22 protein-coding genes are annotated in these 24,232 nt (G+C 69.9%); 9 read left to right on the forward strand and 13 right to left on the reverse strand.

Going from position 1 to position 24,232, the window contains the following annotated elements; genetic code table 11:
- The first annotated feature begins 58 nt into the window (after positions 1-58).
- Both E0H92_RS40105 and E0H92_RS40110 read left to right on the forward strand, forming a co-directional pair.
- Entirely contained in the window at positions 59-811 is a 753-nt protein-coding gene (locus E0H92_RS40105) for an S-methyl-5'-thioadenosine phosphorylase (protein ID WP_131463186.1), read from the forward strand.
- On the forward strand, positions 808-1,836 hold the full coding sequence (locus E0H92_RS40110; protein WP_131499975.1) for an NAD-dependent epimerase/dehydratase family protein: 1,029 nt from the start codon (positions 808-810) through the stop codon (positions 1,834-1,836). Before E0H92_RS40105 ends, E0H92_RS40110 begins: the two co-directional genes overlap by 4 nt.
- Here the strand turns inward: E0H92_RS40110 and E0H92_RS40115 are convergent.
- Together E0H92_RS40115 and E0H92_RS40120 are read right to left on the reverse strand one after the other, a co-directional pair.
- Positions 1,813-2,937 (reverse strand): sensor histidine kinase, encoded by a 1,125-nt coding sequence (locus E0H92_RS40115; protein ID WP_238152824.1) that lies wholly within the window; start codon positions 2,935-2,937, stop codon positions 1,813-1,815. The genes E0H92_RS40110 and E0H92_RS40115 overlap by 24 nt on opposite strands.
- An 11-nt stretch (positions 2,938-2,948) precedes the next feature.
- Entirely contained in the window at positions 2,949-3,644 is a 696-nt protein-coding gene (locus tag E0H92_RS40120) for a response regulator transcription factor (protein WP_238151347.1), read from the reverse strand.
- Positions 3,645-3,766: 122 nt separating this feature from the next.
- Here E0H92_RS40120 and E0H92_RS40125 point away from each other — a divergent pair, with 122 nt between their 5' ends.
- From E0H92_RS40125 to E0H92_RS40140, 4 genes are all read left to right on the forward strand, one after another.
- Positions 3,767-4,414 carry a glycosyltransferase family 2 protein gene (locus tag E0H92_RS40125; RefSeq protein ID WP_131463182.1) on the forward strand — a complete coding sequence of 216 codons (648 nt, stop codon included), beginning with the start codon at positions 3,767-3,769 and terminating at the stop codon, positions 4,412-4,414.
- Positions 4,414-5,664 (forward strand): DUF2064 domain-containing protein, encoded by a 1,251-nt coding sequence (locus E0H92_RS44840; RefSeq protein WP_202874075.1) that lies wholly within the window; start codon positions 4,414-4,416, stop codon positions 5,662-5,664. The genes E0H92_RS40125 and E0H92_RS44840 overlap by 1 nt, the downstream gene beginning before the upstream one ends.
- A 122-nt stretch (positions 5,665-5,786) precedes the next feature.
- The gene (locus E0H92_RS40135) at positions 5,787-7,097 is read left to right on the forward strand and encodes a glycosyltransferase 87 family protein (RefSeq protein WP_131499976.1); all 1,311 of its coding nucleotides are present in this window, start codon (positions 5,787-5,789) and stop codon (positions 7,095-7,097) included.
- Positions 7,054-7,902 carry an ATP-grasp domain-containing protein gene (locus tag E0H92_RS40140; RefSeq protein WP_131499977.1) on the forward strand — a complete coding sequence of 283 codons (849 nt, stop codon included), beginning with the start codon at positions 7,054-7,056 and terminating at the stop codon, positions 7,900-7,902. The genes E0H92_RS40135 and E0H92_RS40140 overlap by 44 nt, the downstream gene beginning before the upstream one ends.
- Here E0H92_RS40140 and E0H92_RS40145 read toward each other — a convergent pair.
- Positions 7,899-8,159 carry a WhiB family transcriptional regulator gene (locus tag E0H92_RS40145; protein WP_131499978.1) on the reverse strand — a complete coding sequence of 87 codons (261 nt, stop codon included), beginning with the start codon at positions 8,157-8,159 and terminating at the stop codon, positions 7,899-7,901. The two genes, E0H92_RS40140 and E0H92_RS40145, sit on opposite strands and share 4 nt — an antisense overlap.
- An 84-nt stretch (positions 8,160-8,243) precedes the next feature.
- Here E0H92_RS40145 and E0H92_RS40150 point away from each other — a divergent pair, with 84 nt between their 5' ends.
- A complete protein-coding gene (locus E0H92_RS40150; RefSeq protein WP_131499979.1) occupies positions 8,244-9,170 on the forward strand; it encodes a threonine ammonia-lyase in 927 nt (308 codons plus the stop codon).
- Here the strand turns inward: E0H92_RS40150 and E0H92_RS40155 are convergent.
- The 5 genes from E0H92_RS40155 to E0H92_RS40175 all read right to left on the reverse strand — a co-directional run bounded on the left by E0H92_RS40155 (position 9,167) and on the right by E0H92_RS40175 (position 15,610).
- Positions 9,167-10,612, reverse strand: coding sequence for a glycosyltransferase family 87 protein (locus tag E0H92_RS40155; protein WP_131500096.1), 1,446 nt, complete (start codon positions 10,610-10,612; stop codon positions 9,167-9,169). The two genes, E0H92_RS40150 and E0H92_RS40155, sit on opposite strands and share 4 nt — an antisense overlap.
- A gap of 81 nt (positions 10,613-10,693) precedes the next feature.
- Positions 10,694-11,476, reverse strand: coding sequence for an alpha/beta fold hydrolase (locus E0H92_RS40160; RefSeq protein ID WP_131499980.1), 783 nt, complete (start codon positions 11,474-11,476; stop codon positions 10,694-10,696).
- Positions 11,477-11,516: 40 nt separating this feature from the next.
- The gene (locus E0H92_RS40165) at positions 11,517-14,267 is read right to left on the reverse strand and encodes an AfsR/SARP family transcriptional regulator (RefSeq protein WP_131499981.1); all 2,751 of its coding nucleotides are present in this window, start codon (positions 14,265-14,267) and stop codon (positions 11,517-11,519) included.
- A gap of 29 nt (positions 14,268-14,296) precedes the next feature.
- A complete protein-coding gene (locus E0H92_RS40170; protein ID WP_131499982.1) occupies positions 14,297-15,085 on the reverse strand; it encodes an AfsR/SARP family transcriptional regulator in 789 nt (262 codons plus the stop codon).
- Positions 15,086-15,127: 42 nt separating this feature from the next.
- Positions 15,128-15,610 (reverse strand): MarR family winged helix-turn-helix transcriptional regulator, encoded by a 483-nt coding sequence (locus E0H92_RS40175; RefSeq protein ID WP_238173806.1) that lies wholly within the window; start codon positions 15,608-15,610, stop codon positions 15,128-15,130.
- 39 nt (positions 15,611-15,649) lie between these two features.
- Between E0H92_RS40175 and E0H92_RS40180 the strand changes: the two genes are divergently transcribed.
- Positions 15,650-16,582 carry a DMT family transporter gene (locus E0H92_RS40180; protein WP_131499984.1) on the forward strand — a complete coding sequence of 311 codons (933 nt, stop codon included), beginning with the start codon at positions 15,650-15,652 and terminating at the stop codon, positions 16,580-16,582.
- Here the strand turns inward: E0H92_RS40180 and E0H92_RS40185 are convergent.
- Positions 16,569-17,261, reverse strand: coding sequence for a glycoside hydrolase family 12 protein (locus E0H92_RS40185; RefSeq protein WP_131499985.1), 693 nt, complete (start codon positions 17,259-17,261; stop codon positions 16,569-16,571). The genes E0H92_RS40180 and E0H92_RS40185 overlap by 14 nt on opposite strands.
- A gap of 119 nt (positions 17,262-17,380) precedes the next feature.
- Here E0H92_RS40185 and E0H92_RS40190 point away from each other — a divergent pair, with 119 nt between their 5' ends.
- Positions 17,381-18,406 carry a LacI family DNA-binding transcriptional regulator gene (locus tag E0H92_RS40190; RefSeq protein WP_131499986.1) on the forward strand — a complete coding sequence of 342 codons (1,026 nt, stop codon included), beginning with the start codon at positions 17,381-17,383 and terminating at the stop codon, positions 18,404-18,406.
- Here E0H92_RS40190 and E0H92_RS40195 read toward each other — a convergent pair.
- From E0H92_RS40195 to E0H92_RS40210, 4 genes are read right to left on the reverse strand one after another with little or no spacing between them, the layout of a single operon-like run.
- On the reverse strand, positions 18,382-20,280 hold the full coding sequence (locus E0H92_RS40195; protein WP_131499987.1) for a beta-galactosidase: 1,899 nt from the start codon (positions 20,278-20,280) through the stop codon (positions 18,382-18,384). The two genes, E0H92_RS40190 and E0H92_RS40195, sit on opposite strands and share 25 nt — an antisense overlap.
- Positions 20,277-22,427, reverse strand: coding sequence for a WD40/YVTN/BNR-like repeat-containing protein (locus E0H92_RS40200; protein WP_131499988.1), 2,151 nt, complete (start codon positions 22,425-22,427; stop codon positions 20,277-20,279). The genes E0H92_RS40195 and E0H92_RS40200 overlap by 4 nt, the downstream gene beginning before the upstream one ends.
- Entirely contained in the window at positions 22,424-23,326 is a 903-nt protein-coding gene (locus E0H92_RS40205) for a carbohydrate ABC transporter permease (protein WP_131499989.1), read from the reverse strand. The genes E0H92_RS40200 and E0H92_RS40205 overlap by 4 nt, the downstream gene beginning before the upstream one ends.
- Positions 23,323-24,231, reverse strand: a complete 909-nt coding sequence (locus E0H92_RS40210; RefSeq protein WP_131463166.1) for an ABC transporter permease — start codon at positions 24,229-24,231, stop codon at positions 23,323-23,325. Before E0H92_RS40210 ends, E0H92_RS40205 begins: the two co-directional genes overlap by 4 nt.
- Position 24,232: the final 1 nt, after the last annotated feature.

Here is a 24,232-nt window from a genome sequence, read left to right on the forward strand (position 1 = left end):
GATGACGGACAAGCCGGATCCGGTAGTCGCGACTGCTCGCGGCACTAGCGTCGGGAGCATGGCTGAGATTGGCGTGATCGGCGGGTCCGGGTTCTACTCGTTCCTGTCCGGCGCGGAGACCATCGAGATCGACACCCCGTACGGCGCACCGAGCGAGCCGCCGCTCGTCGGTGACCTCGACGGGCGCGAGGTCGCGTTCATCCCGCGGCACGGCGCCGACCATCGGTTCCCGCCGCACCGCGTCAACTACCGCGCGAACCTGTGGGCGCTCCGCGAACTCGGCGTCCGCCAGGTCCTCGGCCCCTGCGCGGTCGGGTCGCTCAAACCCGAGCTGACACCCGGCACGTTCGTGGTCCCCGACCAGTACGTCGACCGCACCTGGGGCCGGCCGCACACGGTGTACGACGAGGCGCCGGTGGTCCACACCTCCGCCGCGGACCCGTACTGCCCCACCGGCCGCGCGACGGTGATTGCCGCGGGCAACGTCGTACCGGACGGCACGATGGTGGTCATCAACGGACCGCGGTTCTCGACCCGCGCCGAATCGCAGTGGCACGCTGCGCAGGGCTGGTCGGTCGTCGGGATGACCGGCGCACCGGAGGCAGCCCTCGCGCGCGAACTCGCGCTCTGCTACACGTCGATCGCCGTCGTCACCGACCACGATGCGGGTGTCCAGACCGGCACCGGCGTCACGCAGGCCGAGGTCTTCGAGGCGTTCAAGCTGAGCATCGAACGGCTCCGCGAGCTGCTGAGGACTGTGATCGCGCAACTCCCCAAGCCCGACACCGACTGCACGTGCCGGCAGTCATGAAGGTCCTACTCACCGGCGGCGCCGGTTTCATCGGAGCCCACGTCCACCACCAACTCGTTGCCGAGGGCCACGAGGTGACCGTCTTCGACTCGTTCCGTCCGGATGTGCACGCGCACCGGCCGGATCCGCGCCCCGGCCTGATCATCGGCGACGTCCGCGACGCGGACGCCGTGACGCGGGCGATGGACGGCATCGACACCGTCATCCACCTCGCCGCGAAGGTGGGCCTCGGGGTCCATCTCGACGACATCGACGACTACGTCTCCTCGAACAGTCTCGGTACGGCGGTCCTCCTGAAGTCCCTCGGGAACGTCCGCAACCTCGTCTACGCCAGCTCGATGGTCGTGTACGGCGAGGGCCGCTACGACTGCGACGACCACGGACAGGTCGCGCCGGGACCCCGTCGTACCGAAGATCTCGCACAAGGCCGGTTCGAGCCGCCCTGCCCGTACTGCGGCGCCCCGCTGCGTCCCGGTCTCGTGACCGAGGACGCTGCGCTGGACCCGCGGAACGCCTACGCGGCGAGCAAGCTCAACGGTGAGCATCTCGCCGCCGCCTGGGCCCGCGAGACGGGCGGCCGCGTCAGCGCACTCCGCTTCCACAACGTGTACGGGCCCGGTATGCCGCGCAACACGCCGTACGCCGGCGTCGCCGCGATCTTCCGGTCCGCGCTCGAACGTGGCGAGACACCGCGGGTCTTCGAGGACGGCCGCCAGCGCCGCGACTTCGTGCATGTCCGCGATGTCGCGGCCGCGGTCACGCTGTCGGCGGCCGCGCTCCCCCAGCGGCCAGCGTTCACGGCGTACAACGTCGGCAGCGGCACCGTCACCACGATCGGTGAGGTCGCCGCCGAGCTGGCCCGCGCGTACGGCGGCCAACCGCCCGTCGTCACCGGCGAGTACCGCCTCGGCGACGTCCGGCACATCACCGCCTCGTCCGACCGGCTGAAGAACGAGCTGGGCTGGAAGCCGGCGTACGACCTGCGGACCGGCATCAACGATCTACTTGGCCAGGACCGGTGGTAGGTCGATCTCGAAGGCGCAGCCGCCGTCGACGTTGCTGACGGCAATCTTCCCGTCGTGGGACTCGACCACGCCGCGCGCGATCGCCAGCCCGAGACCGCCGCCGCCCGCGTCGGGCGTGCGCTGCTCGTCGCCGCGCCAGCCGACGTCGAAGACGCGCTCCAGATCGTCCGCCGGAATCCCGCCGCACCCGTCGGTCACCGCCAGCCGGACCCGCCCGTCGAGCTCGCGGTCGACAGCCAACGTCACCGTCCCGCCGGCCGACGTGTGCCGGATCGCGTTCCCGACCAGGTTGGTGACCGCGCGCGTCAACTCGTCCGGATCCCCTTGGACGGCGAGCCGATCGTCGTCCGCCGGCGTCGAAACCGCCAGCTGAACGCCTTCCGCCCGCGCATGCTCGTTGTTCTCCCCCGCGACGTCCTCGGCCAGTTCCCGCAGGCTCACCGCCGACCGTCGGCGCGGCGGCGGCGCCGTCGACAACCGCGACAGCTCGAACAGGTCGTCCACCAGCCCGGTCATCCGGTCGACCGTCGAACGCATCTGCCGCAACGCGCCGGGTACGTCGTCGATCACGCCGTCCTCGAGCCCTTCGGACACGGCCCGCAACCCGGCCAGCGGCGTCCGCAGGTCATGCGACATGAACGCCACCAGCTCCCGCCGGCTGGTCTCCAGCGCCCGCTCCCGCTGATGCGACGCGGCGAGCTTCTTCCGCGTCATCTCCAACTCGTTCGTCAACGCGGCCAGCTCCGCCGGGACCACGACCCCGGCGGCTTCCGTCGGTTCGTACGACGTTCCGAGGTGCCGCAACCGCCGTCCGACGTCGCGCGACCCGACGGTGATCCAGTGCCCAAGCAGCACCGACATCGCCAGCCCCAGCAGCGCCGCGAACGCCAGGGTCCACAGCACTACCCACGAGTCGTGCTCGGAGATGAACATCGCCCGTACGCTCTGCAGCACCGCCGCCAGCGCACCGGCCATCGGCGCCAGCGCCGCCACGATCATCGTGATCCGCAACGACCGCCGCCGGAACCGCCACAGCACCACAGCACCGACCGCCGCGACCACGAGCGTCCACAGTGTGGTGAGCGCCAGGATCGTCGCCATATCTCTGTTCATCAGGCGTCACCGGCGAACAGGTACCCGGTCCGCGGAACGGTCAGCACGAGTTTCGGGTCGGACGGATCCGCCTCGATCTTCTCCCGCAACCGCCGGACGTGCACGGTGACGGTCGACGAGTCGCCGAAATCCCAGCCCCACACGCGGCGGAGCAACTCGGCCTTCGTGTACGCCTTGCCCGCGTGCGACACCAGGTACGCCAGCAGGTCGAACTCGCGGTGCGTCAGCGACAGCTCGTCCTCGCCGAGGTACGCGCGGCGCGCCGCCGTGTCGACCACGACCGGCCCCGCGCTCAGCTTGGTCGGCGTCAGATCGAGCCCGGCCAGGCGCTCCTCCCGCCGTACCATCGCCTGCACCCGCAGGGTCAGCTCCCGGGGACTGAACGGCTTGACCACGTAGTCGTCCGCGCCGACCTCGAGCCCGACCAGCCGGTCCTCCTCCTCGCCGCGGGCGGACAGCATGATCACCGCGGCGCCGTCGTCGGCCGCGCGCATCCGGCGCAGCACCTCGAGTCCGGACAGTCCGGGCAGCATCACGTCCAGGACGACGACCGACGGTTTCCACTGCTGCCACACGTCGACCGCCGAGGCGCCGTCCGCGACCACGCGGGCGTCGTACCCGGCCTTGGTCAGGTACGCCGAGACGACGTTCGACACGGTCGGGTCGTCGTCCACCACAAGAACACGAGTAGCCACGGTCCGAGCGTAGATCCTTCGCCCGTCCCCGAGCCGCATCGGCGCCGGAACGCAGTACGCCGTAAGCGACCCGTAGTCGTGTTCGGGCCCTGACCAGGCGCGTTCGTCCTTACCGTCGAAGCATGTCCGTGGATCTCGTCCTGCCGTGCCTGAACGAGGCGGCCGCCCTCCCCTGGGTTCTCGAACGGCTCCCGCCCGGCGTCCGCGCCATCGTCGTCGACAACGGCTCCACCGACGACTCGGCCGCCGTCGCCGCGCATCTGGGCGCGACCGTCGTGCACTGCGAGATCAAGGGGTACGGCGCCGCGTGCCACGCCGGTCTGGAGGCCGCTGAGGCCGATGTCGTGGCCGTGATGGATGCTGACGCCTCGCTCGATCCGCGGCAGCTGGTCCGGGTGACCGCGCCGGTCGTCGCCGGGCGCGCGGATCTGATCGTCGGCCGCCGGCGTCCGGTGTCGCGGCAGGTCTGGCCGTGGCACCTCCGGCTCGCCAACGCGGAGCTGTCCCGGCGGATCAGGCGCCGTACAGGCGTCGCTCTGCACGATCTCGGTCCGATGCGCGCCGGCCGACGTACCGCGTTGCTCGGACTCGGGCTGACGGATCGACGGTCCGGATACCCGTTGGAGACCGTGGTCCGGGCCGCCGACGCCGGATGGCGGATCGCGGAGGTCGACGTCGACTACCTCCCGCGCTCAGGACGCTCGAAGGTCACCGGTACGCCACTCGGCGCCGCCCGCGCAGTGTTGGACATGTCCAAGGTGTTGCGCTGATGAGCACGCTCATCGTGATCGCGAAAGCGCCGGTGGCGGGGCGCGTGAAGACGCGGCTGCAGAGCGAGTTCACGCCGCGGGAGGCGGCGGCGCTGGCTCGGGCGTCGCTCGTCGACACGCTCTGCGCGGTCCAGTTCGCGCCGGCGACGCGGCGAGTGGTCGTACTCGAGGGTGAGCCGGGGCCTTGGCTGCCGCTTGGGTTCGAGGTCGTGGAGCAGCGCGGCGACGGGCTCGACGAGCGGCTCGCGGCGGCGTTCGAGGACGTGTACGACGGTACGCCGATGCTGCTCGTCGGGATGGACACGCCACAGCTGCGGCCGGAGCTGCTGGGGTTCGAGTGGGACGGGTACGACGCGGTGCTCGGGCTGACCGAGGACGGCGGGTACTGGTGCCTCGGCCTTCGTACGCCGGATCCGCGCGCGCTGATCGGCGTACCGATGTCGACGGACCACACCGGGCGGGATCAGCTGCGTCGGCTGCTGGCGTTGGGGTTGCGGGTGCGGATCCTGCCGACGCTGCGGGACATGGACACACCGAAAGATGCGGCGTACATCGCTGACGAGTTCCCGTCGCTGCGGGTGTCGCGGTTGTACCGGCGGCTGCAGCATTCGGCGCATCCGGGGCTACTGTTCGAGCAGGCGCTCGGCGGGACTGCACGGGTTGTTGCCACTGGCATCGACGGACGGACGGTCCCGTCGCTGTCCGAGGTGGAGCGCTGGACGGCGCCGGCGGACGAGGTGGACCGGCTCGCGCTGAGTCGGTGCGAGGGGCCTGTGCTGGACATCGGGTGCGGTCCGGGGCGGATCGTCACCGCGCTCGCCGAGCGTGGAATCCCGGCGCTGGGGGTCGACGTGTCGCCGCGGGCTGTCTCACTCACGACGTCGCGGGGCGCGGCGGCGCTGCATCGTCCGGTGCAGGATCCGCTACCGGGCGAGGGGCGCTGGGGCAGTGTGCTGCTGATGGACGGGAATATCGGGATCGGCGGTGATCCGGCCGATCTGCTGCGTCGCTGCGCCGAGCTCGTCCGTCCCGATGGTCTCGTGCTGGTCGAGGTCGACCCGGACGACGAACTCGACGACAGCACCCCGATCGTCCTCCGCAGTTCCACCGGCCGCCACTCCACCCCGTTGCCCTGGGCAAGAGTAGGCACCCGCGCCCTGATCCGCCACGCCCGCACCACCCACCTCCACCCCACCGAAGACTGGCGCACCCCCCACCGAGCCTTCCTAACCCTCCGCCGAACCGCATGACGCGCCCCGCGATCCCCAACTTTGTGCACGAGATCCGTACAAAACTGCCGTGGAAATACGGGAACGGTGCACAAAGTCGGGTTTGGTGGGTCGGCGCGGCCGCGGCGGCGGTGTGCTGGGGCGTGGTGGTGGCTTCGGGGCGGCGGTGGTGGCCGGACCTGGTGCTGGTGGTGGGGGCGGTTGTGGTCGCGGGCCTGGTGTGGCGGTTCGGACGGGGGCTCGGGGTTGGGGTTGTGGTGGTTGTGGCGGGGTTGTGTCAGGTGCCGGGGCTGACGCAGGCGCCTATCACCAGTACGGACGCCTACCGGTACGTGTGGGACGGACGCGTGCAGTTGTCGGGGCACTCGCCGTACGGATATGTGCCGCTGGACGACCGGTTGGCGCAACTGCGGGATCCCGTGCTGTTCCCGGGGTTGTCGCCGGATCAGCGCTCAGGGGTGACGAGCATCCCGGACGACCCGGCGCAACTGCCCGTCGACGACGCCAGGACGCGGATCAACCGCCCCGGCGTGCCGACCATCTACCCACCGGTCGCCGAGGCCTACTTCACCGTGGTCGCGCTGTTCACGCCCTGGTCGGCCGGCACCCTCGGCCTGCAAATAGCCGCCGCATTGATCGCGATCGCACTCACCTGGCTACTCGCCGTACAGAACCCGCGCTGGGCCGCGCTGTGGGGTTGGTCACCGATCGTCGCTCTGGAGGCGAGCAACGCCGCCCACGTCGACGTCCTCGCCGCGCTCCTCATCACGGCCGCCGTCGTCACCGCCGCCCGTCGACCGAAACTCGCCGCCGTTCTCCTCGGAGCGGCCGGCAGCGTCAAGCTCCTCCCGCTCCTGCTGCTCCCCGCGTTCCGGCGCCGCCGCCCGCTCGTTGCCCTGGGCACCTTCATCACCTCGTACCTCCCGCACGTCCTCGCCGTTGGCGCCCTGGTGCTCGGCTTCCTCCCCGGCTACCTGAACCAGGAAGGCTTCGAGGACGGCAGCTCCCGATCCGCGATTCTCGCGCTCCTGCTGCCTCCTGAGGCTCGTCAGGTCGTCGCCGCGGTCCTCGCGCTCGGCCTCGCCGCGCTCGCCTTCCACCGCGCCCGACGCGACCCGCTCGCCGTCACCTGCTGCTGGCTGTACGGCGCTGCGCTCCTGATCGCCACGCCGACGTACCCGTGGTACGGCCTCCCGCTGATCGCCCTCGCAGCGCTCGCGAGCCGCCCCGAGTGGATCGCCGTACCGCTGGCGTCGTACCTCGCCTACGCGAGCTTCGGGCACGACACCCGCCAGGGCCTCATCCACCTCGCCGCGGCTGTCGTCGTGGCCGGCGCTTTCACGATCCGTCACCAACTCGTTGCGAAGTCAGGTTTGACCGCACCGCCCCTCCCCGCCAACACTGGCGAGCGTGACGAATCGCATCGCCCTCGCAACCTCGGCCGACTACGCTGAGTTGCACCCTGACGAACGCCCGCTCCTCGACGCGCTCCGCGCCGCGGGCCTCGACCCGGTGGTCGAGGTCTGGACCGACCCGTCGGTCGACTGGTCCGCGTACGACGCCGTCCTGCTGCGCACGGTCTGGGACTACTTCTGGCTGTACGCCGAGTTCACCGAGTGGCTCGCCCAGCTGGACAAGGCCGGCGTACCGGTCCTGAACTCCACGGACCAGGTCCGCTGGAACAGCGACAAGCAGTACCTGCTCGAACTGCGCGAGCGTGGTGTCGCGATCGTTCCATCCCAGGTCGCGGCCGGCGCGTGTCTGCGCGAGGTCGTGGCCGGACTCGCCGGTCAGCAGATCGTCGTCAAGCCGACCGTGGGCGGCAATGCCCTGCACACGGTTCGCGGCGTCGCCGGCTCACCCGAGTTCGAGCAGGCGCTCGGCGAGCTGCCCGATGTGGTGTACCTCGTGCAGCCGTTCGTGCCGGAGATCCAGTCCGACGGCGAGTGGTCGCTGCTGTTCTTCAACGGCGAGTTCAGCCACGCGGTGGTCAAGCGTCCGGCGGCCGGCGACTACCGGGTCCAGGAGTCGCACGGCGGCCGTACGACGCCGACGGATCCGCCCGCCGCCGTACTCGCCGGCGCCCAGGCCGCCTTGGCGGCCTCCGGCCCGACGCCCACCTACGCGCGCGTCGACGGAGTCGTCGTCAACGACCGCTTCCTGCTGATGGAGATCGAGCTCATCGAGCCGTACCTCTTCCTCCCGCAGTCCCCGGACGCCGCCGGCAAACTCGCCGCCGCAGTGGCCGCCCGCCTTTAGCTAGCCGCCGATTCCGGATGGCCCCGGCGACGCCCGTACAACAGGGTCTCGCCGGCGGCCGTGCCGGTGAACTTCGTCCGCCGCGCCCACTCCCGGCACTCGGCGAGCACCGGGCACGCGGTCAGGCACAGTTCACGGGCCTTCCGCTGCTCCCACCGGGACGCGTCCTCGTCGTACACCGGCGCCTGGCCGATACACGCGGCCCGGCTCATCCACCGGTCGGCGGGATCCACGATCACGGTCAGCGTCGGCCTCATGACATCGACGGTAGAACGCCCGCGACCACCCGCGGGCTTTGTCTCGAAATATGATCCACTTAGTAGACTTTTATTCTCAGGCGTATGCCGACGCTCGAGGACATCCGCCAGGCCGCCAGCGAGCTCGAAGGGCGGATCCACCGGACACCGGTGCTGACCTCGTCCGCGCTGAACGAACGGTTCGCGGCCGATCTGGTGCTGAAGGCCGAGCTGTTCCAGAAGACCGGTAGTTTCAAGGTCCGCGGGCTGCTGACGAAGCTCCTGCGGTTGACGGCCGAGGAACGCGAGCGCGGTGTCGTCACGGTGTCGGCGGGGAACGCGGCCGGTGCGCTGGCCTGGGCGGCACGGGACGCCGGGGTGCCCGCGACAGTGGTGATGGCGGCGACCGCCGTACCGGCGAAGATCGACGCGGCCCGCGGCTACGGCGCGACCGTCGAACTCGTCGAGGGTGACCTGATGGCGCAGTACGAGCGGATCCGCGACGAGCGGCAGCTGACCGGCGTTCATCCGTTCGACGACGAGGACGTGATCCTCGGGCACGCCGGCCTCGGTCTGGAACTGCTGGCGGACCGCCCGGACCTCGACACCGTCCTGGTTCCGGTCGGCGGCGGCGGACTGATCTCGGGGGTCGCGACGGCGCTGAAACTCCTCAAACCGGCGATCCGTGTGATCGGGATCGAGCCGGAGCAGGCCGACGTGGTCAGCCGCAGCCTCGCCGCGGGCGCACCGCAGAAGCTCTTGACCGCCCGGTCGATCGCAGACGGCCTCGCCGCACCCGTCTGCGGCACCCGCAACCTCCCGCTCATCCAGCAGTACGTCGACGACGTCGTCCGCGTGTCCGAGGACGCACTGCTCGAGGCGACGCGCCTGGTGATGTCACGCACCAAGCTCGCCCTCGAACCGGCTGCCGCGGCGCCCTTCGCGGCGCTGCTCGAGGGCCTCCGGCCCGAAGGGGTCACCGCCGCCGTGGTGAGCGGCGGCAACCTCGACGTCGCGAAGCTGAGGTTCTAGGCGGTTGCCAGGTCGGTCCGGGCCCGGGATCTGACGCCGTCGCTGGGATCGTCGACGACGTCACCGTGCCGGACCGGATCGTTCTCCGGCAGCAGGATGTCGCGGGCGACCACGAGCATCAGCCAGAGCGTGCCGGCCATCCGCAGGATCACCGAGAGCCAGTAGATCCGGTCCGGGATCTGCGGGTCGCCAGGCGCCAGGAACTGCGCCAGATGCATCCACACCAGCATCCAGTAGAAGCATTCGCAGGCCTGCCAGATCAGCCAGTCCCGCAGCCTCGGCCGAGCCAGCGCCACCAGCGGCAGCAGCCACAGCACGTACTGCGGTGAGTAGACCTTGTTGATCAGCAGGAACGCCGCCACCACCAGGAACGCGAGCTGCGCGAATCTGGGCGGCCGTGGCGCCATCAGGCCGAGGATCGCGATCGACAGACAGAGTCCGGCGAAGATCACGATGTTCAGCTGGTTGACGTCCGCGACCTCGTGCTTGGCGAGCTTGAGGACGTACCAGATCGAGCCGTAGTCGCTCTCTCGCTCGTCGTTGAACTGCCAGAACGACAACCACTCGTTCTTCGCGAGCAGGTAGATGGGCGCGTTCACGAGCCCCCACGCGACCGCGGCCGCCACCGTCGCCTGGATCCACGGCCACAGCTTTCGTCCACGGATGCACACGATCAGCAACGGACCGAGCAACAGGAACGGGTAGAACTTCGCCGCCGTCCCGAGCCCGAGCAGTACGCCGAACCAGATGGGTTTCCCGCGTGACCAGGCGAACATCGCCCCGGCGGTCAACGCGACCGCGAACAGGTCCCAGTTGATCGTCGAGGTCAGTGCGAGCGCCGGCGCCGCGGCGACGTACAGGGCGTCCAGCGGCTGTCCACGGGCCGCTCCCGGGCGTTTCGCGACCCCGCGCGCGGTCGCGACCGTGAGGCCGACGATCAGCAACGCGCAGAGGAACAGCAGCACGGTGTTGACCAGGAAGAACACCCCGGCCGTGTCGCGCTTCTGCTCGACGGTCAGGTCCTTCTTCGGGTCGCCGGTGATCACCCAGGTGATCCGCGCCGCGACCTCCATGAAGCCGCCGGTCAGCACCGGGTACTCCAGCACCGGGTAGTTGCCGGTGTCGAGGAACGGCCGGTTGCCCTCCGCGAAACCGCGCTCCTGGTACAGGAACCCGATGTCGGAGTAGCAGAGCGCCTTGAACGGCCGCCAGCTCTGGCGGTCCCAGCCGGCCTCCATGCACGGTGCCTTCTGCAGGACGCCGAGCCCGAAGGTGAGCGTGCAGACGGCCAGCGCGATCCGCAGCGGCGTCCACCACGACGAGCTGAGCCGGGCGAACCGCCCCGACGGTCCACCGAGCCCGACGGTCAGGCCGGCGACGGCCGGATCAGCCTCCGACGGCGTCTGCGCGAGCTCGCGTTGTGGTCCGGTCACGGTGGGCATCATCTCCTATCGGGCCCCTGGCGACCACCAGAGGTTACCCACCTGTGCCTGAAGCCGGGCGCAGGCTGTCCCCGCGCGCCGTCAACCGAGGGCGTTGGCGATCAGCGCCGAAGCGGTCCGGTCCGGTTCCTCCCACCAGAACAGGTGACCCGCGCCCTCGAACCACTCGACCTCGGCCGCGGGCAGCAGCTCAGCCAGTTGCCGCGCGTTCACCGGCGGAATCCCGGCGTCCGCCGTCCCGTGCAGGATCAACGCCGGTACGTCGACCTCGCGCAACCGGTCCGTGGAGTCGTGCGCGAGCGCCGCCTGGAACTGCATCAGCACCACCGGCACCGGCATCTTCACGGCCAGCGCCCTGCGGCGGTAGATCTCCAGCGCTCCCGGTACGGCGTACCGGCGGGACAGGTTCGCTTCGAAACTCGTCCGCAATCCGTGCTCGACGTCCCGGGTGGCGATCGCCTCGACCATCCGGTACGACGTTTCCGAGATCACCCCGCCCGCTCCCCCGGCCGACGTACACCCGAGCGCGACGGACCTGACCAGCGACGGATGCCGCAGGACCAGTTCCTGGGCGACCATTCCGCCGAGCGAGACACCCAGGACATGCGCTCCGGTCCACCCTGCCGCCGCGATCACCGCGGCCGCGTCGTCCGCCAGATCGGCGACCGTGAACGGCTCGTCCGCCCGATCGCCGCGTCCGACCCCCCGATGGTCGTACGCGACGATGTCGAACCGCCCCTCCAGCTCCCGCAGCAGTTCCTCGCCCCACATCTCGTGGTGGCCCGCCATCCCCTGGATCAGCAACAACGGCGCACCCCGCCCGCGTCGTACGCCATCCAGGCGGCGTCCTCCGGCTTCGATCATGTCTCGACGATGCTCGACCGGTCTTGCAGCCGGCTTGCAGTCAGTCGTCGGCGAGCAGGGCGACCATGGCGTTCCAGGACAGGTCCGCGTCGTCCGGAGAGGCAGGGAGCGCTTGCTCGATCCACGGATCGCCCGGGCGGTACAGCCCTGGAGTCCGCAGGCCAAGGCGATCGGCGTGGGTGCGTACGGCGGCCAGTAGACGGCCCGCCTCCTCCACCGGACGACCGGCCCGGGCCAGTGCGAGCGCACCGATCCGGAGGGTGTTCAAGGTGTACGGGTAGTCCTCGTGGTGCAGGAAGCGGGCCAGCGCCGTACGCAACGCCGAGAGCGCGCGCTCGGCGGAGTCCGGGGCGAGATCCGGGTGGTAGAGATACAGCTCGCCGACGACCTGGTGCGCCCAGCCCTTGTTCCAGCCGCGGCTGATCCGCTGGAGCGCGTCGGCGTACGAACGCATCTCGTCCGGGTCGATCGCCGCCTTCAGCAGCGCCACGGTTCGTACGCTCTCGGCTGCCGGGATCATGCCCGCGAGATCGTGCGCTTCGGAGTACTCGATGATCCGGCGCGTCACGCGTTCCGTCAGGTCGACCTGTGCGGTGACGGCGCCACCCACGGCGAGGAAGAACAGCGCCTCGGCGTAGTCGCGCGCGGCGTCCTCCGGGAGCTCGGGCACCAGTTCGTTGACGACGGCTACGAGTTCCGCCGTACCTTGCTGGTCACCGGAGAAGTACGTGAGCGCGGTCAACGAGTTGAGCGCGCGGACGCGGTCGAGGACCGGCGCGTCCGGGGCCGAGTCGAGTGCGGCCCGGAGCATTCGCATCGCTTCACCGTGGTGGACGCCGCGGTACAGGTACACACCGAGATCGACCGCCGTACGCAGCGCGGCAGCGGGGTCGGCGTTCAGGTCGTGGGCAAAACCGGCTCGCAGGTTGGGCAGCTCGCGGCTCATCATCCGGATGAACGAGCCGGCCTGGGCGCCACGGACCGACACGGCGCAGCGTGCCGCGAGAACGTGGACCCAGCTCGCCTGCAGGGCCTCGGTCCGGGCCGGGGTGGGGTCGACCAGCCGACAGTACGCGCGGATGCTCTCAAGCAACCGGTACCGCGTCGGCTCGACGCTGGTGTCGGCGACCACGACCGAGCGCGTGACCAAGGCCGACAACGACTCAAGTACGGCAGGGCTTCGGTCCGGCCAGATCGTCTCGGCCGCTTCGAGCGTGAACCCACCCTCGAAGGCCCACAGGTTGAGCAGCAGCGCGCGATCCGCCGGATCGAGGAGCTCCACGCTCCAACCGATCGCCGCCTCCAGCGTCCGGTGCCGAGCCAGCGATCCCCGCGGGACCGGGCCGAGCACCGCGAACCGATCGTCGAGCCGGTCCGCGATCTCGCCCAGCCCCAGGACCCTTGCTCGGCCGGCCGCCAGTTCGAGTGCGAGCGGCAGGCCGTCCAGCGCCTCAGCAATCCGTCGTCCGGCGGCGAGTTCGGTCGCCGACGGGTCCCAGCCGGGACGGACGGCGCGCACGCGATCCACCAGCAGTTCGACGGCCGGGCCGGTTTCGGTTGCCCACGGCAATGGTTCGACAGGGAGCAGTACCTCGCCGTCGACGCCGAGCGGTTCCCGGCTGGTGACCAGGATGCGGAGATTGGCGCAGCTCGCGACCAACCGGTCCACGAGGTCCGCGGCCGCCTCGCTCACGTGCTCACAGTTGTCCAGCACCAGCAGCGCGGGCGCGGCGCCGATCGCCCCGGCGACCTCCGCCGTCGCATCACTCGTCACGACGACCCCGACCGCGTCCGCAACGGCGGCCGGGACACCCGAACCGTCCGGTACGTCGGCCAGTCGCGCCACCCACGGATCCGCCACCGGACCGAGGGTCGCCAGGTACTCGACCAGCAGCCGCGTCTTCCCCACACCGGCTGGGCCGACGAGGTTCACCAGACGCTCCCGGTCAAGCTGCCTGGCCAGCAGGTCGAGCTCCGCGGCTCGTCCCAGGAACGACGTTCGCGGGCGGCGGATCGGCTCGGGCCGAACCACGCGGGGCGGCGCGGCCAGCCGAAGTCGCGGATCGTGCGCGAGCACCTGCCGTTCGAGGTCCTGCAGCTCGGGCCCCGGGTCGACGCCGAGCTGATCGGACAGCAACTCGCGGACCTTCCGGAGCGTCGCGAGCGCGTCTCCTTGCCGATCACATCGGTACAGGCCGACGACGAGCAAGGCCCACCGACGCTCACGCAGCGGCTGGTCGCGGACGAGTTGCTCCAGCGCCACCACCGCGTCGGCCGCGTCCCCCAGCGCGAGCCGGGCGGCGGCGAGGTCCTCCAGGGCGCCCTCACGCAGTTCGCCCAGCCGCGCTCGCTCGGCCTCGGCGGCCTCGGTCGTGAGCTCCGGGTACGGCTCTCCGCGCCACAGGCCGAGCGCCTCGGTCAGCTGATCACGCGCCGCCTCCGCACGTTCGCCACCCAGCCGGCTCCGCGCCGCCTCGATCAGCGTCGCGTACCGGCGTACGTCGATCTCGTCGGCGTGCAGGAAGTAGCCGCCCGGCGTCCGTCCCAGCCGGTCACGGTACGCCGGACCGAGCGCGGAACGGATCCTGGACACGTAGGCCTGCAGCGCGGCGCCTGCCTTCGGCGGCGGCTCGTCCGCCCACATCGCCTGCGCCAGGCGATCGTCGGGCACGGCCTTGCCGTCCCACAGCGCGAGCGTCGCGATCAGCCGTCGCGGCAGCGCACCCCCGATGTCCACCGTGGCCCCGTCCGCCACCAGGCCGACCGTCCCCAGGACCCGGCATTCCAGCACCCCCCAAAGGTACGCGCTCCAGGGGCGAGCTAGCGCCAGCGCCAGCCGGGGCGACGAGGCGTGAGTCGGTGTTCCAAGGCTGTGAGGGTGGGACTGGGATCCAGACCTAGATCGTCGACAAGCATCAAGCGGTAGCGGCCCAACTCGGCGGCGGCCCGGTCCGGTCGACCAGCTGCTTGCAGAGCCAGCGCCAGCAGCTCCCAGCGGCGCTCGCGGTACGGGCTGTCGGCAACGAGTTGCGACAGCGCGCGGACCACCGGCCACGGGCTGCCGACCGCGAACCGAGCAGCCTCACGCTCCTCAACAGCCAGCTCCCGCAACTCCACCAGCCGAGCCCGCTCCCCGGCCCGCCGCCGCACCAGCCCCGATCCCCCAGCCTCGGGCTCGAGGTCCTGCCACGGGTCGCCGCGCCAGAGGTCGAGCGCCGCCGACAGCGTCGCGATCGCGGCTGCGGGCTCGCCGGTCGACTGTTGTCGCAGACCGGTGGCGACCAGGCCCGTGAACTGATGCTGGTCGGTTTGCTCCGGAAGCAGGAACCTATAACCCGTCGGCGTCCGCTCCAGCCGATCGGCCGCACCCCCCAACGCCGTCCGCAGCCGCCACACGACCACGCGGAGAGCCTTGACCTCCTGCTGCCTCGGCCACAACAGATCCAGCAGCTCATCGTCCGGAACAGCATGACCCTCCGCCAGAACCAGCGCCGCCAGCAACCGCCGTACCAACACCCCGCTCAACACCACCGGCACGCCGTCAACCGCCACGTCCAACGGCCCAAGCACCCGGCACGACAACTGCTGGCCAACACTGATCGTCGTCATGCCCACACTGTCGACCCGCCACCTTGCAGTTCACCTGCAAGGTCACTCAAGACGAGCGAGCCACGTGGTGAGAAGCTTCTCCAACTGCGCCGTCTCGTCAGGTGTGAGCGCCTCAAGGAGCCGTTGCTCGTTGGCCATGTGGGCAGTGAACGCCTTGTCGATCAACCGACGCCCGGCAGGCGTCAAGCGGACAACTCGGCCGCGGCCGTCGGCGTCGCTGCGGCGCCGGTGGACCAGCCCGGCCTCCTCGAGCCGGTCGACGCGCTTGGTGACCGCGCCGGTCGTCACCATCGTGTGCAGCGCGATCTCCCCCGGCGCCCGCTCGTACGGCGCACCCGCCCGCCGCAACGCCGCGAGTACGTCGAACTCCCCCTCGGTCAGCCCGTACTTCGCGTAAAGCAGCGTCAGCTCGCCGGTGAGCTGGTTCGCGATCCGGTGCAGCCGCCCGATCACGCCCTGCGGGGCGGTGTCGACATCCGGCCGCTCGACCTTCCACTCCGCCTGGATTCTCGCTACGTGGTCCACAAGTTCACTATATCTTCCCAGGAAGATATAGTGTCTTCCATGGAAGATACCTTCCGCTGGAGCCTTGTGACCGCGATCGCGCCGATCGCCTGGGGCACGAACTACTTCGTCACCCACGAGTACCTGCCGACCGGACATCCCTTGTACGGCGCGGTGCTCCGCGCACTGCCCGCGGGACTGCTCCTGCTCGCACTCGCCCGCCGTCTCCCCCGCGGTGCCTGGTGGTGGCGGTCGCTGCTGCTCGGGATCTGCAACATGGGCGCGTTCTTCGCGCTGATCTACCTCGCGTCCCAGCTGCTCCCGGTCAGTCTCGCGTCGACGATCATGTCCGCGTCGCCGTTCACGATGGCGCTGTTCGCCTGGGGCCTGCTGGCGGAACGCCCGACCGCACAGGTCCTGATCGGCGCGACCGCCGGGATCGCCGGCGTCGTACTACTCCTCGGCGCCGCCTCGACCTCGGTCGACCTGCGCGGTGTCGTCGCGTCGGTCGCGGCCTTGACGATGTCCTCCTGCGGCTATGTCCTGGCCAAGAAGTGGGGCCGCGCGAGCGAGGGCCCACTCGCCACGACCTCGTGGCAGCTGATCGCGGGCGGTCTCGTCTTGATCCCGTTCGCGGTCGTCGTCGAAGGCGCACCACCCCACCTCGACGGACCGGCCGTCGCCGGTTTCGCGTACGTCGGACTCATCGCGACCGCGCTCGCTTTCACCGCCTGGTTCGCGGGCCTCCGCAGACTCCCCGCGGCCACCGTCGGCCTGATCGGGCTACTGAACCCGGTCACCGGCGTACTGCTCGGCCTCCTGTTCTCCGGCGACGTGCTGACCCTGCGGCAGATCGGTGGGCTCGCGCTCGTCCTGCTCGGCATCACGCTGAGTCTTCACCGTCGGGTTGCCCACGCGGATGGAGGGTTGCCCGCTCAGATTCTGAGTGGGCAACCCTCCAGGTCAGTGGGCAAGCAAATCAGTTGGAGGTGACCGAGTAGGAGTTGGTGGTGAAGTTCAGGCCGCCGGACGACGAGGTGATCTCGAAGCCGAACTGGACCTCACCCACGGTCGCGTCACCCATCCAGCCCTGGCCGCGGATCCAGTTCAGGACGGCCTTGATGTCGACGGAGCCGGAGTTGGTGTTGGAGGTGCGGAGGAACGAGAAGACCGCGTTGGCGCCGTTACTGCCGCGATAGACGTCCCACGTGTGCCCGCCGACCGACACCGTGGCCTGCTTGCTACCGATCGGGCCGACCGCGCCCTGCTTGTTCATCCACAACATGATCTCGTAGGCGTTGTTGCCGGCCCAGATGTCGTACGTCGACGCGTACGATCCGCTGCCCGGCCGGGACACGTTGAAGCTGCTGCTCAGTGTGCCGATGGCACTGACCGGCTTGCCGATGTTCCGCGCGGAGTGCGGGTACGACTTCACGCCGCCGGTGTTCGGGTGGTCGGCCCAGACTCCCCAATTGCTGTAGGAGTTGGCCCAGATGGTCTGAGGTCCGGCGCCACCGCCCCAGACGTCATTGCGGACGGTGTACCCGCCGTTGGACCAGGTGGCCCACTTGTCCGACGACGACCACGCCGCCGCGTTGGCGGGTGCCGCGGTCACCAGGCCGGCAGCCAGTACTGTCAGCACCGCGAGTGCTGCTTTCCACCATTTCTGCATTTCCATTCCTCTCGTTGGGGCGAACGCAGGGGAAAAACGTGGGCTTACACAGGGAATAGAGTGGTGTCGAAGCGCTTCGACTGGGGTAGAACTGGGACAAGCTCAGGAGAGGGGACGACGTGGTCACGATCGCGGATGTCGCGCGGCACGCCGGGGTCGCGGCCAGCACGGTCTCGTACGTACTCAGTGGGAAGCGGACGATCTCGACCGACACCCGGGAACGCGTCCAGCGCAGCGTCCGCGCCCTCGGCTACCGCCCGAACGCGAGCGCCCGCGCGCTGGCGAGTCAGCGGTCCAACGTGCTGGCGCTGGTGATCCCGCTGCGCACCGGTATGCACGTCCCGGTGATGATGCAGTTCGCCGCCGCGGTCGTCACCACGGCCCGCCGGTACGACCACGACGTACTGCTGCTGACCGCCGACGAAGGATCGGACGGGCTCGAGCGGGTCGCGCAGAGCTCGCTCGTGGACGCGCTCGTGGTGATGGACATCGAGCTCCACGACGAACGGGTCCCGGTGCTGCGGGAGCTGCCGATGCCCTCGGTGCTGATCGGTTACCCGGACGACGCCGACGGACTGACCTGTATCGACCTGGACTTCGTCGCCGCGGGCGCGCACTGCGTCGACCACCTCGCCGACCTCGGCCACCGCTCGCTGGCCCTGCTCGGTACGCCGTCCGCGGTGTACGAACGGCAGACGGGCTTCGCGCAGCGCACACTGACCGGATTCGCGGAGGCGGCCGAACGGCGCGGAGTGCTGGGCGTCGAGACGCCCTGTGAGCACACGTTCGACGCGATCCTGCACACGGTGCGGCAGCTGCTCGACGAACACCCGGACATCACCGGCCTGGTGGTTCAGAACGAGCCGATCATCGGACCGCTCCTGGACGTCCTGCGCCGACTCGGCCGCCGGGTCCCCGACGACATGTCGCTGGTGGCGATCTGCGCAGACGACGTCGCGGAGCGGCAGGTTCCGCAGCTGTCGTCGGTCTCGATCCCGGCGGAGCGGATCGGCGCCCAGGCGGTCGAGGCGCTGATCACCAAACTCGAGGGCGGCGAGGTCCCCGCGCTGACTCTGCAGCCACCGTCGCTTACGGCGCGCGAGAGCAGCTGCCAGGCCCCTCACCGCGACCTCACCACCGCATAACCACCAGGCGGCACCGGCAGCTCGCCGGCGACCAGCTCGCCCGGTACATCGACCTGTGTGTCGCCGTGGTTGATCAGGAACGTCCACGTGTTGTCGCCGAGCCGCCGCCGCACGGTCTCGACCGGTGACGGCGACAGGTCCAGCATGCGCGCAGCAGTCTCGTCGTCCAGCTCGGTCGATACGTACCAGGCGACACCCGCGCCCAGCGCGTGACGCGTGATCGCGGGCTTGCCGTCCAGCACGCCACCGGCGTACCGCTCGATCACCTCGGCCGAGACGGCCCGGACGTCCTCGCTCCACACCCGCCCGCGCCCACCTGACGCCAAGGCGATCTCGCCGCCGATCGGCAGCGGGTGGAACTCCTCCACCCGAACGCCGAGCAGGTCCGTGAACGCCCCCGGATACCCGCCGAGCCGGACCCGCAGGTCGGGGTCGACGATCCCGCTGAAGTACCCGACCACCAGCTGTCCGCCACCTTCGACGTACGCCGTGAGCGCTGCCGCCGCCTCGTCGCTGACCAGGTACAGGCTGGGGACGACCACTGTCGTGTACGACGAGAGGTCCGCGGTCGGCGCCGCGAAGTCGACCGTCACGCCTGCCCGCCAGAAGTGCCGGTGCGCGGACCGTACCGCGCCGAGGTAGTCCAGCGCCGACGACGGCAGATGCGTGCCCTGCATCGCCCACCAGCACTCGACGTCCCACAGGATCGCGACGTCGGCCTCGATGTTGCTGTCAGCAACTTCCGCCAAGGCAGGCAGGACCGCGCCGAGCTCCGCGACCTCGCGGAAGATCCGGCTGTCCGGCCCGGCGTGCGGAACCATCGCCGAGTGGTACATCTCGGACCCGCCGCGCGACGCCCGCCACTGGAAGAACAACGCGCCCTGCGAACCGCGCGCGATATGCGACAGGCTGTGCCGCGCCATCCGGCCCGGCTCCTTCGGCTGCAAGCGGCGCCCGTCGTTGAGCGTCCCGGCGGCCTGCTCCATCAGCAACCACCGCCCGCCTCCGGCCCACGACCGGGCCAGGTCCGCGGCAAAGGCCGTCTGCTCCTCCGCACCGATGTCGGTCCGGCCGGGATAGTCGTCGATGGCAACGACATCGACCGCCGCGGCCCACTGTGCGTGGTTCACCGGTACCCAGCCGCCGAAGACGAAGTTCGTCGTGATCGGCAGCTCTGAGAACGTCCGCAGCTCGGCCTTCTGCTCCAGGAACGCCGCCAGCAGCTCGTCCGACCAGAACCGCCGGTAGTCCAGGAACTGGGTCGGATTCACCAGGTACTGCGTTTTCCGCGGCGGCTCGATATCCGTCCAGTCGGCGTACCCTTGACTCCAGAACGCCGTCGTCCACGCCCCGTTCAGCCGGTCGAGCGATCCGTACCGCTCCTGCAGCCACTCACGGAAACGTGCCGCCGCCAACGAGCAGTGACACGTGCTGCCGTACTCGTTGTGCACGTGCCACATCGCGAGCGCCGGGTGATCGTGATACCGCTCGGCGAGCGCCCGCGCGATCCCCCGCGCGGCGTCGCGGTACGCCGGGGCGCACGCGCAGTACGTGTCCCGGCTGCCATGAGTGAGCCGTACGCCGTCCGCGGTCACCGGCAACACCTCCGGGTGCAACCGACTGAACCACGGTGGCGGTGACGCGGTCGGAGTGGCCAGGTCGACGCTCACGCCGCCCTCGTGCAACAGGTCGAGAACCTGGTCGAGCCAGCCGAACTCGTACCGTCCCGGCGCAGGCTCCAGCGACGACCACGAGAACACGCCGAGCGTGACCAGGTTGACCCCGGCCTGCCGCATCAGGGCGACGTCTTCCTTCCAGACCCCCGGATCCCACTGCTCGGGGTTGTAGTCACCGCCGTACCAGAGTCGCGTCATACCGGCTCACCGTAGGGGATCCCGAAACCGTTGGTGGACAGGTACACCCGCCCGTAGACGCGCGGATCACCCGCGATCGCGTCACCGGTGGAGGCGTACTGGTGCCGGTCGTCGTTCACGCGCACCCAGGACGCGCCGCTGTCGTCCGACCGGTAGATCCCGCGGACGCCGGCGACCTTCCCGGACGTGTACGCGGCCATCTCCCGGCGCCGCGGCGCCGCCTTGCCGAAACCGATGGTGTATGCCTCCTCGATCGTTGTCACGGGCAAGTACGTCGATCCGCGATCGATGGATCGGTACAGTCCGCCGGCACCGGCCGCGAGCCAGCATTGCCCGGCCCGATCCAGTACGGTCTCGAGCTTCCCCGCGCCCGTCGGCAGACCGGTTGCCGTCGCCGTGAAGGCAGCGCCTCCGTTCGTGCTCACGTACGCCGTTCCGGTGGCCGGATCGAACCCGTAGAACACACTCCCGTCGACCCGATCGCCGCACAGCACCGATCCGATGGGCAATCCCGCGACGGCGATCCAGGTGGCGCCGCGATCGCGTGAGTAGTGCGCGACGACATCTCCCGGTGCCCAGATGATCGTTCGCGCGTCGGCGCCGGCCGTGACCCGACCCGTCTGCGTCAGACCGGGCGGCTCACCCGCGAACGGCTGCCAGCTGTGGCCGGCATCGGTCGAGTAGGCGCCCCGCTCACCGGCGTTCGCATTCGCCAGCCGTACGACGAATCCCGGGGCGAGCGCCGCGTAGTCCAGACTCGGCGACGTGCCGCTGACCGGATTCGCCGCCTGCCCGTCCGGCGGTACGACGTCCAGCCGGTCGTGCCGGTAGACGCCGATGTCCCCGAGCGCGCTGATCAACGGCGGACCCCACGGCGGACTGATCAGGTCGAGGACAGCCGTCTCCTCGAGCCCCTGCGCGCGGACCGACCAATGCGTACTGCGGCCCGCCTCCACCCCGGTCACGTCGTCACTGCCGAAGATCGTCGCACCGGTCACGTACAGGACCTTGTCCGAGTCGAACGGGTCGATCGAGATGTCGCCGATCATCCAGCCGAGCTTCGGCGTGCCGTGAAAGTTCAGGTACGGCGCTCCGGACGTGTCGAGCACGATCCGCTCGCCGACGGAGTGCCAGGTCAGGCCGCCGTCGACAGTCCGGAAGATGTCGTCGACCGGACCCCACCGGCTCATCGTCGACACCATCACGGTGCCGGGCCGGCGCGGGTCGGTGGCGAGACCGCCGTACCCGAACCCGGCCTCGGTACCGGTGTTCGGCCGCAACGGGGTGATGTCGGTCCACTCGCCGGTCGCGGTGTTCAATCGGTGCACCGCGCCGTCGTACATCTCGTACGGCCCGGGGAGATCGCCGTACGTGACATAGATGTTGCCATCGGCCCCCAATTCACCGTGATGCGGCAACAGCCCGGTCGGCTGCCCGGGGACCGGCACCCAGGTGCGGCCCGCGTCGGTACTGCGGTAGAGCGGGTTCGCCGGATCCGCGACGCCGGCGTAGATCGTGCCGTCACGCCGGTCGAAGAAGACGAAACCGATGCCGATCCCGGGGATCCCGGTCACCGGGAAGCTGTCCACCCGGGACCAACTCACGCCGCGATCGCCGCTACGCCACAGCCCCTGATTGCGCGTGCCGAACAGCAGCACACGCCCGTCGTTGGGGTCGACGACGAGGCGCTCGCCCATCGAGCGGCCGGGCTCGTTGCCGCCGAGTTTGAACGGCAGGTCGGTCCGCTCGAAGGTCCGGCCTTGGTCGCACGATCGCAGGATCGCGCCGTTGATCGGCGACCACTCGTTGGTGTAGGTGCCGACCGCGAGGTACAGCCGTTGCGGATCGGCCGGGTCGAGCGCGAGACTCTCGACCCCGGACCAGTTCCACTCGTCCCAGCCGACCCAGTGCAGCAACTGCACCCAGCGCCGGGTGCGGTTGTCGAACCGTACCGCTCCGCCGATATCGGTGCGCGCGTACAGCAGACCGCGCTTGCCCGGATGATGAATGATCCCGGTGACGAAGCCGCCGCCGACGATCTCCACGTTGCGCCAGCGATAGCGGGTCGAGGCCGCCGAAGCAGAGGAAGCAGTCGTCGCGGCCAGAGCCATTCCGGTGCCGAGGGCAAGGAAAAGCCGCCGCTTCATCCCTTCACCGCCCCGATGATGACGCCCTTCTGGAAGTGCCGCTGGATGAACGGGTAGACCAGCAGGACCGGCACGATCGCGATCACGACGATCGCCATCTTGATCGCCAGACCGGGCGCCGGTGCCAGGCCCAGGCCGACGTTCGCCACACCGCCCGCTCCGGTCGGGAGCGGCGCCTGCTGCACGATGTAGGTCCGCAGCACCATCTGCAGTGGCCACTTGGTGTTGTCGTTGATGTAGAGCAGCGCGTTGAAGAACGCGTTCCAGTACCCGACCGCGTAGAACAACCCGACCACCGCGACCACGGCCTTCGACAGCGGCAGCACGATCCGGCGCAGGATGGCGAACTCCCCCGCGCCGTCGATCCGGGCGCTGTCGATCAGTTCGCCCGGGATGCCCATGAAGAACGACCGCATCACGATCAGGTTGAACGCCGAGATCGCCGCGGGCAGGATCAGCGACGCGTAGTGGTCGATCAGCCCGAGCGAGTTGACGACCAGATAGCTCGGGATGATCCCGGGCCCGAACAGGAACGTCAGCAGCACGACGAACAGCAGCGGCCGGTGGAACAACGACCCCGGCCTCGACAACCCGTACGCCGCCAGCACGGTGAGCCCGAGGCTGAACGCCGTACCGATCACCGTGATCGCCACGCTGATCACCAGCGCGCGAGTCACCACACCGCCCGACAGCAGCTGCACGTACGCCGCCACGGTCAACTCCCGCGGTATGACGACCAGCCCGCCGGCCCGGGTCACCGCCTCGGTCGAGGACAGGCTCGTCACGACCACGACGTACAACGGGAACGCGACCGCCAGCGCGATCAGCGCCAGCACCACCGGCTTGCCCAGCCGGCCGGCGACGGTCGGTTCTTCCTCCCAGACAGCTCGTGCACTCATGACTTGGAATACACCCCCTGCTCGCCCACCATGTGCGCGAATCGGTTGGCCACCAGGACGAGGACGAGGCCGACGACGCCCTTGAAGAGACCGGCCGCTGCGCCGTAGCCGAAGTCGCCGACCAGCAGGCCCTGGTAGTAGACGTACGTGTCGAGGACCTCCGCGGCGCCGCCGCCGACGGCACTGCGTTGCAGGATGAACTGCTCGAACCCGACCGTCAGCGCGTCACCGAGCCGCAGGATCAGCAGCAGGACGATCACCGGCCGCAGTCCGGGCAGCGTGATGTGCCACAGCCGGCGCCAGCGGTTCGCGCCGTCGGCCGCGGCGGACTCGTAGAGCTCCGGACTGATGGTCGAGAGGGCGGCAAGGAACACGATCATGCCCCAGCCGGCGTCCTTCCAGACCGACTGTGCGGTGACGAGCAGGATGAACGTGTCCGGCTTCGTCATCAGGTCGATCGCCTGATGGCCGTTGTCGCGCAAGGTCTGGGCGAGCAGGCCGGCGCCGCCGATCATCTGCTGGAACAGCGACACGACCAGCACCCAGGAGAAGAAGTGCGGCAGGTACACGACGCCCTGGATGAGGTTGCGCAGCTTCGACGACAGGACGCTGTTCAGCAGCAGCGCCAGGGCGATCGGGATCGGGAAGAAGAACACGAGCTGGACCGCGGTGATCGTGACGGTGTTCGCGACCGCCTTCCAGAAGGCGGGTTCGGCGAACATCCGCTGGAAGTTCCCGAACCCGATGAACTCACTGCCGCGAATCCCGGCGTACGGCGAGTAGTCCTGGAAGGCGATCACGTTCCCGAGCGTCGGGAAGTAGTGGAAGACGCCCAGCAGCACCGTGACCGGCAGAACCATCACCAGCAACGGCCAGTCCCGCCGCAACCGGTGCTTGAACGCCATC

Origin of the sequence: Kribbella speibonae (genome assembly GCF_004331375.1) — a bacterium.
In the GTDB taxonomy this organism is placed as follows: Bacteria; Actinomycetota; Actinomycetes; order Propionibacteriales; family Kribbellaceae; genus Kribbella; species Kribbella sindirgiensis.